15 protein-coding genes are annotated in these 15,332 nt (G+C 65.6%); 9 read left to right on the top strand and 6 right to left on the bottom strand.

Going from position 1 to position 15,332, the window contains the following annotated elements; all coding sequences use genetic code 11:
- Window positions 1-90: 90 nt before the first annotated feature.
- Window positions 91-789, top strand: coding sequence for an endonuclease (locus JLK41_RS07010; RefSeq protein ID WP_134677416.1), 699 nt, complete (start codon window positions 91-93; stop codon window positions 787-789).
- A gap of 128 nt (window positions 790-917) precedes the next feature.
- Here the strand turns inward: JLK41_RS07010 and JLK41_RS07005 are convergent, their stop codons facing one another.
- Window positions 918-1,115: a hypothetical protein gene (locus JLK41_RS07005; protein WP_210390654.1), complete on the bottom strand. Its 198-nt coding sequence runs from the start codon at window positions 1,113-1,115 to the stop codon at window positions 918-920.
- A 76-nt stretch (window positions 1,116-1,191) separates the two neighbouring features.
- On the opposite strand from JLK41_RS07005, the gene JLK41_RS07000 reads away from it, so the two are divergent.
- Window positions 1,192-2,712: a sigma-54-dependent transcriptional regulator gene (locus JLK41_RS07000; RefSeq protein WP_037055373.1), complete on the top strand. Its 1,521-nt coding sequence runs from the start codon at window positions 1,192-1,194 to the stop codon at window positions 2,710-2,712.
- A gap of 153 nt (window positions 2,713-2,865) precedes the next feature.
- On the opposite strand, the gene sodC is transcribed toward JLK41_RS07000, so the two are convergent.
- Entirely contained in the window at window positions 2,866-3,405 is a 540-nt protein-coding gene (sodC, locus tag JLK41_RS06995) for a superoxide dismutase family protein (RefSeq protein ID WP_037055370.1), read from the bottom strand.
- 343 nt (window positions 3,406-3,748) lie between these two features.
- On the opposite strand from sodC, the gene gcvH reads away from it, so the two are divergent.
- From gcvH to gcvT, 4 genes are all read left to right on the top strand, one after another.
- Window positions 3,749-4,132, top strand: a complete 384-nt coding sequence (gene gcvH, locus JLK41_RS06990) for a glycine cleavage system protein GcvH (RefSeq protein ID WP_037055368.1) — start codon at window positions 3,749-3,751, stop codon at window positions 4,130-4,132.
- 9 nt (window positions 4,133-4,141) lie between these two features.
- Window positions 4,142-6,994: an aminomethyl-transferring glycine dehydrogenase gene (gcvP, locus tag JLK41_RS06985; protein ID WP_210390653.1), complete on the top strand. Its 2,853-nt coding sequence runs from the start codon at window positions 4,142-4,144 to the stop codon at window positions 6,992-6,994.
- 124 nt (window positions 6,995-7,118) lie between these two features.
- Window positions 7,119-8,372, top strand: coding sequence for a serine hydroxymethyltransferase (gene glyA / locus JLK41_RS06980; protein WP_152488183.1), 1,254 nt, complete (start codon window positions 7,119-7,121; stop codon window positions 8,370-8,372).
- A 69-nt stretch (window positions 8,373-8,441) separates the two neighbouring features.
- Window positions 8,442-9,566 carry a glycine cleavage system aminomethyltransferase GcvT gene (gcvT, locus tag JLK41_RS06975; RefSeq protein WP_037056998.1) on the top strand — a complete coding sequence of 375 codons (1,125 nt, stop codon included), beginning with the start codon at window positions 8,442-8,444 and terminating at the stop codon, window positions 9,564-9,566.
- Between the two features lie 90 nt (window positions 9,567-9,656).
- On the opposite strand, the gene JLK41_RS06970 is transcribed toward gcvT, so the two are convergent.
- Window positions 9,657-10,271: an NADPH-dependent FMN reductase gene (locus tag JLK41_RS06970; RefSeq protein WP_230622741.1), complete on the bottom strand. Its 615-nt coding sequence runs from the start codon at window positions 10,269-10,271 to the stop codon at window positions 9,657-9,659.
- Window positions 10,272-10,313: 42 nt separating this feature from the next.
- On the opposite strand from JLK41_RS06970, the gene soxR reads away from it, so the two are divergent.
- Window positions 10,314-10,772, top strand: coding sequence for a redox-sensitive transcriptional activator SoxR (soxR, locus tag JLK41_RS06965; protein ID WP_037056995.1), 459 nt, complete (start codon window positions 10,314-10,316; stop codon window positions 10,770-10,772).
- Window positions 10,773-10,790: 18 nt separating this feature from the next.
- Here soxR and JLK41_RS06960 read toward each other — a convergent pair whose 3' ends face one another.
- Window positions 10,791-11,144, bottom strand: coding sequence for a 5-carboxymethyl-2-hydroxymuconate Delta-isomerase (locus tag JLK41_RS06960; protein WP_210390652.1), 354 nt, complete (start codon window positions 11,142-11,144; stop codon window positions 10,791-10,793).
- Between the two features lie 480 nt (window positions 11,145-11,624).
- Between JLK41_RS06960 and JLK41_RS06955 the strand changes: the two genes are divergently transcribed.
- Window positions 11,625-12,884, top strand: a complete 1,260-nt coding sequence (locus JLK41_RS06955) for an OprD family porin (RefSeq protein ID WP_037056988.1) — start codon at window positions 11,625-11,627, stop codon at window positions 12,882-12,884.
- Window positions 12,885-13,018: 134 nt separating this feature from the next.
- Here JLK41_RS06955 and JLK41_RS06950 read toward each other — a convergent pair whose 3' ends face one another.
- Window positions 13,019-14,146: a M14 family metallopeptidase gene (locus tag JLK41_RS06950; RefSeq protein WP_210391199.1), complete on the bottom strand. Its 1,128-nt coding sequence runs from the start codon at window positions 14,144-14,146 to the stop codon at window positions 13,019-13,021.
- A 144-nt stretch (window positions 14,147-14,290) separates the two neighbouring features.
- Between JLK41_RS06950 and JLK41_RS06945 the strand changes: the two genes are divergently transcribed.
- Window positions 14,291-14,827, top strand: a complete 537-nt coding sequence (locus tag JLK41_RS06945; protein WP_210390651.1) for a tetratricopeptide repeat protein — start codon at window positions 14,291-14,293, stop codon at window positions 14,825-14,827.
- Between the two features lie 66 nt (window positions 14,828-14,893).
- On the opposite strand, the gene JLK41_RS06940 is transcribed toward JLK41_RS06945, so the two are convergent.
- The gene (locus tag JLK41_RS06940; RefSeq protein ID WP_210390650.1) at window positions 14,894-15,316 is read right to left on the bottom strand and encodes a YybH family protein; all 423 of its coding nucleotides are present in this window, start codon (window positions 15,314-15,316) and stop codon (window positions 14,894-14,896) included.
- Window positions 15,317-15,332: the final 16 nt, after the last annotated feature.

Raw genomic sequence — 15,332 nt, 5'->3', positions numbered from 1 at the left:
ATGGAGGGGCCCTTGGCCACTACATAAGCCATTGAAAAACATCGCGTTTAACCTTCCCACGAGACATATCGGCGGCTACTCTGCCGCCCCATGATTCGACGCCTACTCCCCCTGCTCTGCTGTTTCGCCAGCCTCTCCCTCCACGCCGCACCTGCCACCTTTGCCGAGGCCAAGCGCCTGGCCTGGCCGCTGTACGCCAAGCAGTCGACCGAGTTCTATTGCGGCTGCAAATACAGTGGCAATCGCGTGGACCTGCATTCCTGCGGCTACACGCCGCGCAAGAACGCCAATCGCGCTCGGCGTATCGAGTGGGAACACATCGTCCCGGCCTGGGTAATCGGCCATCAGCGCCAATGCTGGCAGAAAGGTGGGCGCAAGAACTGCGCCGCCAACGATACCCAGTTCCGCAAGGCCGAGGCCGACCTGCACAACCTGGTGCCGAGCATCGGCGAGGTGAACGGCGACCGCAGCAACTACAGCTTCGCCTGGCTGCCGCAGAAACCGCACCAGTATGGCCGCTGCCAGACGGTGGTGGACTTCAAGGCGCGCAAGGTGATGCCACGCCCGGCGATTCGCGGAATGATCGCACGCACCTACTTCTACATGGCCGACCGCTACAAGCTGCGCCTGTCGAAACAGGATCGACAGCTCTACCAGGCGTGGAACAAGGCCTACCCGGTAGAACCCTGGGAGCGCCAGCGCAATCAGCGGGTAGCGTGTGTCATGGGTTGGGGCAATTCCCATGTGAGCCAAGTGGACATGAGCCGCTGCGCGCGCAAGCGTACCTAGGTCCTGAAATAAACGCGCCTCCTCGAGGTCGCGCCTGAAGCACTCCCACGCATCTACGCCTCGGTAGCCCAGGTGCCCCCCAGGGACACCGCCTGGCGTCGCTTCCCGGATTACATCCGGGCCAGGGCCTACTCCGCCAAGCGCTGCAACTCGCGCCGCACCATGCTGGCGAACTCCGGGGGACTGAGCTGGTACAGCTCCTGCGCTACCCAGGACAGCCAGTGCCCCTGCAGTTCGGCCTTGCGCGCCAGCAGGCGCCGAGCCTCGGCTTCGGCGCGGGCCTGATGCTCACGGCGGTAATCAGCGCGGCCTGGTTTTTCTGTCATCACTCTGTTGTCCTTTTCCTCAGCACGGGTGGAGCAGGCATAATCGCCGCCTGTTCGCCCATTTCGACCTTCATCAATGCGCATCCACGTCAGCTTCATCGACCGCGTCGGCATCACCCAGGAAGTCCTGGCGCTGCTTGGCGGGCGCAATCTGAACCTCGATGCGGTGGAAATGGTACCGCCGAACGTCTACATCGACGCGCCGACGCTGAGCGCCGAGGTGCTGCAGGAACTGCAGGGCGCCCTGTTGCAGGTGCATGGTGTGCGCAGCGTGGAAGTGGTGGACATTCTTCCGGGACAGCGCCGCCGCCTGCAGCTGGACGCCCTGCTCGCCGCCATGCCCGACCCGGTGCTGGCAGTGGACGATCGCGCCACCGTGCTACTGGCCAACCCGGCACTGGTCGACCTGTGCGGGCGCGCCCCCGAGGGGCAGAGCATCGCCGCGTTGTTCAGTGACGAGGCGCTGCAGCAATCGCTGCTCGGCGCCGGCTTCCACCAGCCGCTGCGCGAGGTGCACTTCGCCGGCCAGCCCCTGCTGCTCGATGCCCAACCGATCACCGAGGATGGCCGTCTCACTGGTGGCCTGCTCACCCTCTATGCTCCCAGCCGCATGGGTGAACGCCTGGCGGCCCTGCATCACGACCACGCGGAAGGGTTCGATTCGCTGCTCGGTGAGTCGGCGCCGATCCGTGCGCTCAAGGCCCGCGCCCTGCGTGTCGCCTCGCTCGACGCGCCGCTGCTGATCCACGGCGAAACCGGCACCGGCAAGGAGCTGGTGGCGCGCGCCTGCCACACCGTCAGCGTGCGTCGCAGTGCGCCCTTCCTGGCACTGAACTGCGCCGCCCTGCCGGAGAACCTGGCCGAGAGCGAGCTGTTCGGCTATGCCCCCGGCGCCTTCACGGGCGCCCAGCGCGGCGGCAAGCCGGGGCTGCTGGAGCTGGCCAACCAGGGCACGGTGTTTCTCGATGAGATCGGCGAAATGTCGCCCTACCTGCAAGCCAAGCTGCTGCGCTTCCTCAGTGACGGCAGTTTCCGCCGCGTCGGTGGCGATCGCGAAGTGAAAGTGGACGTGCGCATCCTCAGCGCCACCCACCGCGACCTGGAGCAGATGGTCACCGAGGGCAGCTTCCGCGAAGACCTGTTCTATCGCCTCAACGTGCTCAACCTGGAAGTGCCGCCGCTGCGCGAGCGGGGCCAGGACATCCTGCTGCTGGCCCAGCACTTCATGGCCCAGGCCTGCGCGCAGATCCAGCGCCTGCCCTGCCGCCTGGCGCCGGCTACCTTCGCCGCGCTGCTGGCCGGGCGCTGGCCGGGCAACGTGCGCCAGTTGCAGAACGTGATCTTCCGCGCGGCGGCCATCTGCGACAGCAACTGGGTGGAGATGGACGACCTGGATATCGCCGGCACCGAGGTGGCACCCAGGGTCGACGGGGAAGTCGGCAGCCTGGAACAGGCAATGGACGACTACGAACGCGCGCTGCTGGAGAAACTCTACGCCAGCCATCCCTCCAGTCGGCAACTGGCCGCACGCCTGGGCACCTCGCACACCGCCATCGCCAAGCGCCTGCGCAAGTACGGCATACCCGGCAAGCACTGAGGCCACGCCCGGCAAACGCAGCGCCCCGCTGGACGAACCAGCCGCCAGCCTCGAACACTGCCTTCTGCTGGATCATGCGGCGCACGGCAGTTGCGCTGCCTGGCCGCGCGCTGACTGGCGCCGCTGACCCAACCTGAAACCGCCCGAGTGCGGTCAGCTGGCCGGTGCCTTGATCACCCCGCAGGCAACGCGTGCACCGCCACCGCCCAGCGGCTGCGGGTGGTCCGCGTGGTTGTCGGAGCCGGCGTGGATCATCAGCGCATGATCGCGCAATGCCTCCAGATGCTCGAGTCGCGGTGCCAGCACCGGCTGGCTGGCACTGCCATCCGCCCCGACGTACAGAGCAGGCAGGTCGCCGAGGTGAGCGTCATCTTCCCAGGGGAAGCCATGGCGCCCGGCCTCGTTCGGATCCCAGTGACCACCTGCGGCTCCGGCCGGTGTCAGCTTGCCGTCCGCCTCCACCGCGTCGCAGCTGGCCTTGGCATGTACATGGAAACCATGGATGCCCGGCTCCAGGCCCTTGAGGTTCGGGGTGAAGACCAGGCCGTGAGCGGACTCGCTGATGGTCACGGTACCCACCGCCGCACCCGGTCCCTTCTCGGTCGCCTGTTGCATGGTCACGGTGATGGTCTCGCTGGCCTGTACGGAGGCGGCACCGAGCAGTGCGAAGGCCAGGGGAATCAGAGGTTTCATGAGGGTTCGAGCTCCTTGTCGATTAACGGTCTGCATAGGGACCTGCCGAGGTGATCAGCGGTTCCGGACAAGCAACGTATCGAAATCATTCCACTGTAACGAATACGCAACAAACAGGCAGAAGCCGCAGTGCGCCTGGCGCGACGCAAACTTTTCCATTTACGACGCGACAATCCGTATCGATAACGTTCCAGAACAACCTAGACCATTTTGCACAAAGCACCAGAAAACAATTTAAATCTTTGATTTTATTGATATTTTTAATACTGGCACTGGCATTGCTAACACTCCATCACCTGCCCGCCACCTAGAAGCGGACACCTTTACCCTTTGAGGAGTTGACATGAGCGAGTTGCGTTTCACCGCCGATCACGAATGGCTGCGTCTGGACAACGATGGTCTGGTAACCGTCGGCATCACCCATTACGCCCAGGATGCGCTCGGCGACGTGGTCTATGTGCAACTGCCGGAAGCCAAGTCCTACGCCCAGGGCGAGGAAGTGGCGGTACTGGAGTCGGTCAAGGCTGCCAGCAACATCGTCATGCCGCTGGACGGCGAGATCGTCGAACTCAACGGCGACCTGGAAGGCAGCCCCGAGCTGGTCAACGAATCGCCCCTGGACAAGGCCTGGTTCTTCCGTATGCGCCTGGCCGACAACGCCGTTCTCGCCGACCTCCTCGACCAGGCCGGCTATGATCGTCTGTTGAATGCCAACGCCGACGCCTGAGTGACCGCCATGACCAAGCTCGATACCCAGAACGAATTCATCGCCCGCCACATCGGCCCGCGCGATGCCGATACGGCTGCCATGCTGCAGCTGCTCGGCTATGACTCGGTCGACGCACTGACCGACAGCGTGATCCCCGAGAGCATCAAGGGCACCAGCATCCTCGGCGAACAGCCGGGTCTGTCGGAAGCCGACGCCCTGGCCAAGATCAAGGCCATCGCTGCACGCAACCAGCAGTTCAAGAACTTCATCGGCCAGGGCTACTACGGCACCCATACGCCGAGCCCGATCCTGCGCAACCTGCTGGAAAACCCGGCCTGGTACACCGCCTACACCCCGTACCAGCCGGAGATTTCCCAGGGCCGCCTGGAAGCGCTGCTGAACTTCCAGACCCTGATCAGCGACCTCACCGGCATGCAGATCGCCAACGCGTCCCTGCTGGATGAGGCCACCGCAGCCGCCGAGGCCATGACCTTCTGCAAGCGTCTGTCGAAGAACAAGGCCAGCAACACCTTCTTCGCCTCCCAGCACTGCCACCCGCAGACCCTCGACGTGCTGCGCACCCGTGCCGAGCCGCTGGGTATCGAAGTGGAAGTCGGCGACGAAGCCGCCATCAGCGATGCCAGCGCCTACTTCGGCGCGCTGCTGCAGTACCCGGCCAGCAACGGTGACATCTTCGACTACCGCGCCCTGGTCGAGCGCTTCCACGCCGCCGGCGCCCTGGTGGCCGTGGCCGCCGACCTGCTGGCCCTGACCCTGCTCACCCCGCCGGGCGAGTTCGGTGCCGACGTCGCCCTGGGCAGCGCCCAGCGCTTCGGTGTCCCGCTGGGCTTCGGTGGCCCGCACGCCGCCTACTTCGCCACCCGCGATGCATTCAAGCGCGACATGCCGGGCCGCCTGGTCGGCATGTCGGTCGATCGCTTCGGCAAGCCGGCCCTGCGCCTGGCCATGCAGACCCGCGAGCAGCACATCCGCCGCGAGAAGGCCACCAGCAACATCTGTACTGCCCAGGTGCTGCTGGCCAACATCGCCAGCATGTACGCCGTGTACCACGGCCCGAAAGGCCTGACCGAGATCGCCCAGCGCGTTCACAGCTTCACCGCCATCCTCGCCCTGGGCCTGACCAAGCTGGGCCACAGCGTCGAGCAGCAGCACTTCTTCGACACCCTGAGCATCAAGACTGGCGCCAAGACCGCCGAGCTGCATGCCAAGGCCCGTGCTGCCGGCATCAACCTGCGCGAGATCGACGCCGAGCGTCTGGGTCTGTCGCTGGACGAAACCACCGACCAGGCCGCCGTCGAGGCGCTGCTGGCGCTGTTCGCCGGTGAGCAGGCCGCCCCTGCCGTCAGCGACCTGGCCGCACAGATCGCCAGCCGCCTGCCGGAAGGCCTGCTGCGCCAGTCGGCGATCCTCGCCCACGAGGTGTTCAACCGCTACCACAGCGAAACCGAACTGATGCGCTACCTGCGCAAGCTGGCCGACAAGGACCTGGCGCTGGACCGCAGCATGATCCCGCTGGGCTCCTGCACCATGAAGCTCAACGCCGCCAGCGAGATGATCCCGGTGACCTGGCCGGAGTTCGGCAACCTGCACCCCTTCGCTCCGGTCGAGCAGGCAGCCGGTTACAGCCATCTGACCAGCGAACTGGAAGCCATGCTCTGCGCGGCCACCGGCTACGATGCCGTGTCGCTGCAACCCAACGCGGGTTCCCAGGGTGAGTACGCCGGCCTGCTGGCCATCCGTGCCTATCACCTGAGCCGTGGCGACGATCAGCGCGACATCTGCCTGATCCCGCAATCGGCCCACGGCACCAACCCGGCAACCGCCTCCATGGCCGGCATGCGCGTGGTGGTGACGGCCTGCGATGCACGCGGCAACGTCGACATCGCCGACCTCAAGGCCAAGGCCGAAGAGCACAAGGATCGTCTCGCCGCGATCATGATCACCTACCCGTCCACCCACGGTGTGTTCGAGGAAGGCATCCGCGAGATCTGCCAGATCATTCATGACAACGGCGGCCAGGTGTACATCGACGGCGCCAACATGAACGCCATGGTCGGCCTCTGCGCCCCGGGCCAGTTCGGCGGCGACGTCTCGCACCTGAACCTGCACAAGACCTTCTGCATCCCGCACGGCGGCGGCGGCCCGGGCGTCGGCCCGATCGGCGTCAAGTCGCACCTCGCCCCCTTCCTGCCCGGCCACGCCAACATGGCCCGCAAGGAAGGTGCGGTCAGCGCCGCGCCGTTCGGCAGCGCCAGCATCCTGCCGATCACCTGGATGTACATCACCATGATGGGCGGCAATGGCCTCAAGCGTGCCTCGCAGATGGCGATCCTCAACGCCAACTACGTCGCCCGTCGCCTGGAAGAGCACTACCCGGTGCTGTACTCCGGTGAAGGCGGCCTGGTGGCACACGAGTGCATCCTCGACATCCGTCCGCTCAAGGACACCAGCGGCATCACCGTCGACGACGTGGCCAAGCGCCTGATCGACTTCGGCTTCCATGCCCCGACCATGTCCTTCCCGGTAGCCGGCACCCTGATGATCGAGCCGACCGAGAGCGAATCCAAGGAAGAGCTGGATCGCTTCTGTGACGCCATGATCGCCATCCGCGAGGAAATCCGCGCGGTCGAGCAAGGCCGTCTGGACAAGGACGACAACCCGCTGAAGAACGCCCCGCACACGGCTCTGGAGCTGGTCGGCGACTGGCACCACGCCTACAGCCGCGAGCAGGCCGTGTACCCGCTGGCGAGCCTGATCGAGGCCAAGTACTGGCCGCCGGTCGGCCGCGTGGACAACGTCTACGGCGACCGCAACCTGGTCTGCGCCTGCCCGTCCATCGAGGCGTACCAGGACGCGTAATGAACCTCCCCTCTCCCGCTTGCGGGAGAGGGGACGGTTCAATGCCAGCCTCCCCTATTTTTCGGCTCCCCTCACCGGGGCGGGCCGGATGCATCCCGAGAAAAACGATAAAGAGGGCCTCACCATGTTCAGCAAGCACGACCAACTGCAGGGTTATGACGATGCCCTGCTCGCGGCGATCCAGGCCGAAGAACAGCGCCAGGAAGACCACATCGAGCTGATCGCCTCGGAGAACTACTGCAGCCAGCGCGTCATGCAGGCGCAAGGCAGCGGCCTGACCAACAAGTACGCCGAGGGCTATCCGGGCAAGCGCTACTACGGTGGCTGCGAGCATGTGGACAAGGTCGAGGCGCTGGCCATCGAGCGCGCCAGGCAGCTGTTCGGTGCCGACTACGCCAACGTCCAGCCGCATTCCGGCTCCTCGGCCAACAGCGCCGTCTACCTGGCGCTGCTCAATGCCGGTGACACCATCCTCGGCATGAGCCTGGCCCACGGTGGCCACCTGACCCACGGCGCCAAGGTGTCGTCCTCGGGCAAGCTGTACAACGCGGTGCAGTACGGCATCGACGAGAACGGCCTGATCGACTACGACGAGGTCGAGCGCCTGGCGCTGGAGCACAAGCCGAAGATGATCGTCGCCGGCTTCTCGGCTTATTCGCGCGTGCTGGACTTCGCCCGTTTCCGCGCCATCGCCGACCAGGTCGGTGCGCTGCTGTTCGTCGACATGGCCCACGTCGCCGGCCTGGTCGCCGCCGGCCTGTACCCGAACCCGGTACCCTTCGCCGACGTGGTCACCACCACCACACACAAGACCCTGCGCGGCCCGCGTGGCGGCCTGATCCTGGCCAAGGCCAACGAAGAGATCGAGAAGAAGCTCAACTCCGCCGTATTCCCCGGCGCCCAGGGCGGCCCGCTGATGCACGTCATCGCGGCCAAGGCGGTGTGCTTCAAGGAAGCGCTGGAGCCTGGCTTCAAGGCCTACCAGCAGCAGGTGATCGACAACGCCCGCGCCATGGCGGCGGTGTTCGTCGAGCGTGGCTATGACGTGGTTTCCGGCGGTACCGACAACCACCTGATGCTGATCAGCCTGGTCAAGCAGGGCCTGACAGGCAAGGCGGCCGACGCGGCGCTGGGCGCTGCCCACATCACCGTGAACAAGAACGCCGTGCCGAACGACCCGCAGTCGCCGTTCGTCACCTCCGGTATCCGCATCGGTACCCCGGCGGTGACCAGCCGTGGCTTCAAGGAAGGCGAATGCCGCACCCTGGCCGGCTGGATCTGCGACATCCTCGATGACCTGGAAAACCCGGCCGTGATCGAGCGCGTCCGTGGCCAGGTGGCCGAGCTGTGCGCCACCTTCCCGGTCTACGCTGACTGATAACCGACGAACAACGGGCCGCGCTGCGGCCCCTACCGGTGCGCTCGGCGCACCCAACAGGAACTCGACATGACCACTGAAACTCTCGCCAAGACTCCGCTGCACGCCCTGCATATCGAACTCGGCGCGCGCATGGTGCCCTTCGCCGGCTACGACATGCCCGTGCAATATCCGCTGGGCGTGATGAAGGAACACCTGCACACCCGTGATGCCGCCGGCCTGTTCGACGTGTCGCACATGGGGCAGATCCTGCTGCGTGGCGAGAACGCCGCGCGCGCCCTGGAAACCCTGGTCCCGGTCGATATCATCGACCTGCCGGCCGGCATGCAGCGCTACGCCATGTTCACCGATGCCAACGGCGGCATCCTCGACGACCTGATGGTCGCCAACCTGGGTGACGACACCCTGTACGTGGTGGTCAACGCGGCCTGCAAGGATCAGGACCTGGCCCACCTGCAGCAACACATCGGCGACCAGTGCCAGATCGAGTGCCTGTTCGAGGAGCGCGCCCTGCTCGCCCTGCAAGGCCCGAAAGCGGTCGACGTGCTGGCCCGCCTGGCACCGGAAGTGAGCAAGATGACCTTCATGCAGGTCGCCCGCGTACGCCTGCTGGGCAGCGACTGCATCGTCAGTCGCAGCGGCTACACCGGCGAAGACGGCTTCGAGATCTCCGTTGCCGTCGAACAGGCCGAAGCCCTGGCGCGCAGCCTGCTGGCCGAAGTGGAAGTCGAGGCCATCGGCCTGGGCGCACGCGACTCGCTGCGTCTGGAAGCCGGCCTGTGCCTGTACGGCCACGACATGAGCAGCGCGACCACGCCGATCGAAGCCAGCCTGCTGTGGGCCATGTCCAAGGTCCGCCGCGAAGGTGGCGAGCGCGCCGGCAACTTCCCGGGCGCCGAACGCGTGTTCGCCCAGCAACAGCAAGGCGTGGCGCGCAAGCGCGTGGGCCTGCTGCCGCAGGAGCGCGTGCCGGTGCGTGAAGGCGCGGAAATCGTCGATGCGGACGGCAAGGTGATTGGCCAGGTCTGCAGCGGCGGCTTCGGCCCGACCCTCGGCGCACCGGTGGCCATGGGCTACGTAGACGCCAGCCATGTCGCCATCGACAGCGACGTCTGGGCCGTGGTGCGCGGCAAGCGCGTGGCCATGAAAGTCGCCAAGACCCCGTTCGTGGCGCAGCGTTACTACCGCGGCTGATCCGCGTCCTGCGCCCTCTTCCGTATCCGGCAGAGGGCCAGTCGCAGAAAGGGAGAGCCCGCCAGGTGCATGTGGCGGGTTTCACCCGCCCTACCCCCTGATCCGCTCATAGGGCACCCGTTCGCGCCCCGCGCGCAGCGTTTGCGCCCACCAGTTCAGCTGCACCAGGGTGTGTGCCAGCGCCGAATTGGCATGCCGGGGTTCGCGCAGCGCGCCGCGCTCATCGAACTGTTCCCAGGCATTGGTGAAGCTCACCGAGCCGCGTACCGTCATCGCGTGCAACTCCGCCAGCACCTGGCGCAACTGCTCCACGGCACGCAGCCCTCCCGACACCCCGCCATAACTGACGAAGCCCACCGGCCGCGCATCCCAGGACGCCGGCACTTCATCGATGAACTGCTTGAGCGCCGACGGATAGCCGTGGTTGTACTCCGGCGTGACGATGAGAAAGGCATCTGCCCGCAACAACTGCTGCAGCGACTGATGACGCTGCTGTGCGGTGGCCGGCGCCTCATCGGGCTGGCGGAACATCACGGCCGGATCGACCAGACTCAGCTCGAACTCGCTGCGTTGTTCGATCTGCTCGCGCGCCCAGGCCACCACCTGGTCGCAGAAGCGCTCCTCACGCACACTGCCGTAGATCAGTACCAGACGAATGCGGTCCTGCATGGGAATACCCTCGGTGTTGTCTATCCAGGCCAGCAAGGGTAAAACCTCAACTTAACATGAGGTCAACAGGATTCTTTCATGACAGCGCCACGCTGCATCCACGAACGCCCGCTCAGCGTCGGCGAGGTCGCCGAACGCAGCGGCGTGACGGTATCTGCCCTGCACTTCTACGAGTCCAAGGGACTGATCCAGAGCCAGCGCAACGCCGGCAACCAGCGGCGTTACCGACGCGATGTGCTGCGCCGCGTGGCGATCATCAAGGTGGCGCAACGCCTTGGTGTGCCACTGGCCGACATCGGCACGGCACTGGACAGCCTGCCCAGCGACCACCTGCCCACGGCCGCCGACTGGCAGCGGCTGTCGGCGCAATGGCGCAACGACCTCGACGCGCGCATCAGGCAGCTGACACGACTGCGCGACCAGCTCACCGGCTGTATCGGCTGCGGTTGCCTGTCGATGCAGGACTGCCCGCTGCGCAACCCCCAGGACACCCTGGGCCAGCAAGGCACGGGCGCACGCCTGCTGGAAGTCGACTGACGGCCTCGCTCGAGCGCACTAGTCGTCCTGGCAGTTGCGCCGGTTGCTGAACAGCTCGCGCTGCATCTCGCGCATGTCCAGGGAAATCGCCGGAACCTGAGGCAAGCGCTGCACCAGCGCACGCACGATGCGGCGCGACAGGGCCCGTTTGTCCTCATCGCTGCGCCCGGACAGCAGGTAGAAGATCAGGTGCACGAAAGGCCCCGGCTCGCCCCCGACGCAATGATGCTCGTGGAGGCTCAGGCGCACCTTGATCTCGTCCGGGCGGAACAGGCCACTGGCGGCCGTCTGCTCATGCACCAGTTGCAACAGCACCTGCGGCGCAATCAGCTCAGCCACCTCGCGGGCCGCTTCGATCAGGCAGTGGGGCATGGGCAAGCGCTCGACATCGGGGAAGTTGTCATACGTTATCACACAACGACATCGATACCAGCAGATTGCCCGAGCCCCCTGGAAAGGCCAGCCCGTACCTGGATAGCGCAGACAAACCGCAAGATACAGGGAGAACGCCCCTCAGACTTTCGTCTAGCCATGCGTTGACAAGCGACAAAAAGGCTGTCGATAATCCGATCAGTTGTATGACGACATATGACAAACAATAACAACAAGAATCAGGGCCAGGACATGACCACTCTCGCCTCTTCCCCAGCACAGCAGCGCCTCACCTGCTCGGCAGCCATCGCCACCACACACCACAGAAGCGGATTCGCCGGAGGCTGACCCCAGCCACCGGCAATGACCGGTCGCTTCAGGCCGGCCTGCCCTGCGGGGCACTTCAACCACCAACCCGACATGCAGGCTGCCACCAGCCAGCAGGGGACGGTTCGTTCAAAAACTGGGAGCACAACAACAATGACTGCACGCAACACCCTTCCCCTGGCGCTGCTCGGCAGCACCGCACTGGCGCTGATCCTGCCTGCCACGACGCATGCCGCCGGTTTCATCGAGGACGCCAAGGTCTCGCTGAACCTGCGCAACTACTACTTCAACCGCAACTACCTGAACGGCACCGACCCGCGGATCCAGGGCGAACGCCAGGGCCAGGCCGAAGGCTGGACCCAGAGCTTCATCCTCGATGCCCGCTCCGGCTACACCGAAGGCACCGTCGGCTTCGGCCTCGATGTGCTCGGCCTGTACAGCTTCAAGCTCGATGGCAACCGTGGCGCCGCCAACACCAACCTGATGCCCATCCATGACGATGGCGAAGCCGCTGACCAGTTCGGCCGCACGGCCGTGGCCGCCAAGGCCAAGATCTCCAAGACCGAGCTGAAGGTCGGCGAATGGTTCGCCGTACTGCCGATCCTGCGCGCGGACGACGGTCGCTCGCTGCCGCAGACCTTTCAGGGTGCCCAGCTGACCTCCAGCGAGATCGACGGCCTGACCCTGTACGGCGGCCAGTTCTGGAAGAACAGCCAGCGTCATGACGCCAGCCGCGAAGACATGTCCTTCGGCGGGGTGAAAGGCGACGACTTCAACTTCGGCGGCGGTGAGTTCCGCTTCAATGACAACCGCACCATGGTCGGCGCCTGGCATGCGCGCCTGGAAGACGTCTACCAGCAGAGCTTCCTGCAGCTGACCCACAGCCAGCCGGTGGGTGACTGGGTGCTGGGCGCCAACCTCGGCTACTTCAACGGCAAGGACGAAGGCGCATCGAAGGCCGGCGACCTGGACAACAAGGTCTACCAGGGCGCGCTGTCGGCGAAGAAAGGCAACAACACCTTCCAGGTCACCTACCAGCGCCTGAGCGGTGACACCAAGTTCCTGCGCATCGACGGCGCCAGCGGCGGCTCGCTGGTCAACGACGGCTACCTGTCGGCCTTCGACAACCCGCAGGAGCGCTCCTGGCAGCTGCGTCACGACTACAACTTCGCCGGCCTCGGCATTCCCGGCCTGACCCTGATGAACCGTTACACCAGTGGTTCCAACATCCACACCGGCGGCCGTACCGACGCCGAGGAATGGAGCCGCGAGACCGAGCTGGCCTACACCATCCAGGAAGGCACGCTGAAGAACCTGAACGTGCGCTGGCGTAACTCCAACGTCCGCCGCGACGTTGGCCAGGACCTGCACGAGAACCGCCTGATCATCAACTACCCGCTGTCGATCCTGTAATTTCCGACGCCTCACTGCGTCCTATCGACTCCTGTGTGTTTACGGCACTTTGCGCCCGTCCTCGTGACGGGCTTTTTTTCATTCATTTCAGGCACTGCAGCGGCGCCGCCCGTGCCGTTCGCCGGCTCCCTCCTTCAGCGCAAGCGTTCGACCATCTGCGCCAGCACCGTCAGCACATCCCGCCCCAGCCTCTTCGAACGGGCGCCATTCCAGCCGGTATGCGGCTGCGGGCTGTCATCGTGATCCTTGAACGGCATCTCGATGGTGAACGACAGGCAGTCGAACGCTTCGCCCACGGCGTTGCAGGCCAGGGTCAGGTTGGCCTGGCCGGGCTGGCTGCGCGGGTAGCCGAAACGGGTCTGGAACTCGGCGCCGATGCCGACCAGACGGCTGCGGAAATCTTCCTCCAGGGCGGCCAGGCGCGGCGTGTAACTCGGGTTGCCCTCGCAGCCGGCCGTGAACACGTGGGGAATTTCCTCGTCGCCATGGATATCCAGGAACAGGTCGACGCCAATGCGCTGCATGTGCTGCAGCACGAACAACACCTCCGGGCTGTGCTCGGAGTTGGCCGACTGCCAGGCGCGGTTGAGGTCCTGCCCGGCGTAGTTGGTACGCAGATGCCCCCGGTAGGCGCCATCCGGATTCATGTTCGGTACCAGGTACAGTTCGGCCTCGGCCAGCAGCGCGGCGATCTCGGCGTCCTCGGGGTCCTGCAGGCGCTCGATCAGCCCCTCCATGAACCACTCGGCCATGTGCTCGCCGGGATGCTGCTGGGCGATGATCCACAGCTTGCGCGGCGCCGCAGCCTGGCCGCCGATACGCAGCAACTGGATATCGCGCCCCTCCAGGCTGCGACCGCAGGCCACCAGCTCGGCACCACGCTCCAGCGCCGCACCGACCAGGCGCTCATGGCGTGCCCGCGGATAGGGTTCGAAGTAGGCGAACCAGGCCTGCTCGCCCTCGGCCTGCAACTCGAAGTGCAGCTGCCCGTCGGCGAAACGCGTGGGTACGCGAAACCAGTGCTGCTGGTCGTAGCTGGCCACGGCCTGGTAGCCGTCCCAGGCCTGGTTGTAGGCCGACTGCCCGGCGTTGGTCAGGCAGAAGCCATGACGCTGGCCGACCTGCAGGCCGTCGACCTGAAAGTGGAACCACTGAAAATGATGGCTGTTGAGATCTGGCCGCATGGCCAGCAATACTCGCTGCGGGTCACTGGAATCGATGACCTGGATATTGCCACTGTCGAAATCCGCACTGATCTTCATGACTGCCTCGCCGACGAAACCGGCCATCAGGATTGCAGCTAGTCGCTCAGGTGTGAAGTCGTCAGTGCATGAACGGTGCGAAGCGAACTATGGTGAACGACTCGGGCCTAACGCCATCACACGTCAAACAAGGAGTCCGCCGCCATGCCCATCTTGCCCCCCTTTCGTCGCGCCGCCGTCGCCCTGCTCGCCCTGGCGCTGCTGGCCGGCTGTGCAGGGCGCAGCCCGGACTCCGGCACCGCCCCAGAGGACTCGCGGATCGGCCAGCCCGCCGCCCAGACGCAGCAGGAGCAGCTGCGCCAGCAGGCCGAGCGCGGCGACCTGGACAGCCAGTTCCAGCTCGGCAGCAGCTATTTCGTCGGCCAGCCGGAAAAGAACCTCAAGCAGGCCGAGTACTGGTGGAAGCGGGCTGCCGACAAGGGCCATGCGATGGCGGCGGTGAGCCTCGCCTATCTCTACACCGGGCGCGACGCGCCAGAGTTCGCCAACCAGCGCGACATGCTCAAGTACCTCAACCAGTCGGCGGCGGCCGGCAACCCCATGGCCCAGCACGTGCTTGGCAACCTCTATCGGCGTGGCGAAGGCGGTGTGCCGCGTGATCCCGACCAGGCCCTGCGCCTGTACCAGAGCGCCTGCGCGCAGGACTACCAGGCCTCCTGCGCGGCGCTGGGCCGGCAGTGAGGCGTCAGCGCCACGCTTCGCCTGCGGGTGTCGCCACGGTGACCGCGCCTGAGCCCGCATGCGGGCTCAGGGCTGCAGATCGAACAGCGCCTTGCCGCTCTCCATGTCGCAGGGTGCGGAGAAGTGCTCGTGGAAGATCAGCCAGCGGCCAGCCTGGCGCCGCAGGCACTGGGTCACGCGCATCCAGCAGGTTTCCAGCTCGCCCTTGTCATTGCTGCCACCGCAGTGCAGCAGGTAATGGCTGACCGCGAGATCAGCGCTGACGTTGAAGCTCGGCTCATGCGGATCGAAGCGCCCCTCGCCGCTGCACATTTCCATGCAGGCCTGCCAATGCGCCTGATACGCCGGGCGCCCCTGGAAGCGCAACGGGCCCACGGCGTCATAGGCGACCACATCCTCCACGTAGTGACTCATGATGCGCGCCACATCCTTGCTGCGGCAGGCTTGGGTCCAGCTATTCAGTGCGTCTTGCAGTTCGGACTGACTCATGACGTTGCTCCTTCGC

Origin of the sequence: Ectopseudomonas khazarica (assembly GCF_017915135.1) — a bacterium.
Lineage (GTDB): Bacteria > Pseudomonadota > Gammaproteobacteria > Pseudomonadales > Pseudomonadaceae > Aquipseudomonas > Aquipseudomonas khazarica.
The sequence above is the reverse complement of the archived record's forward strand: the minus strand, read 5'-3'. Positions and strand labels throughout refer to the sequence as shown.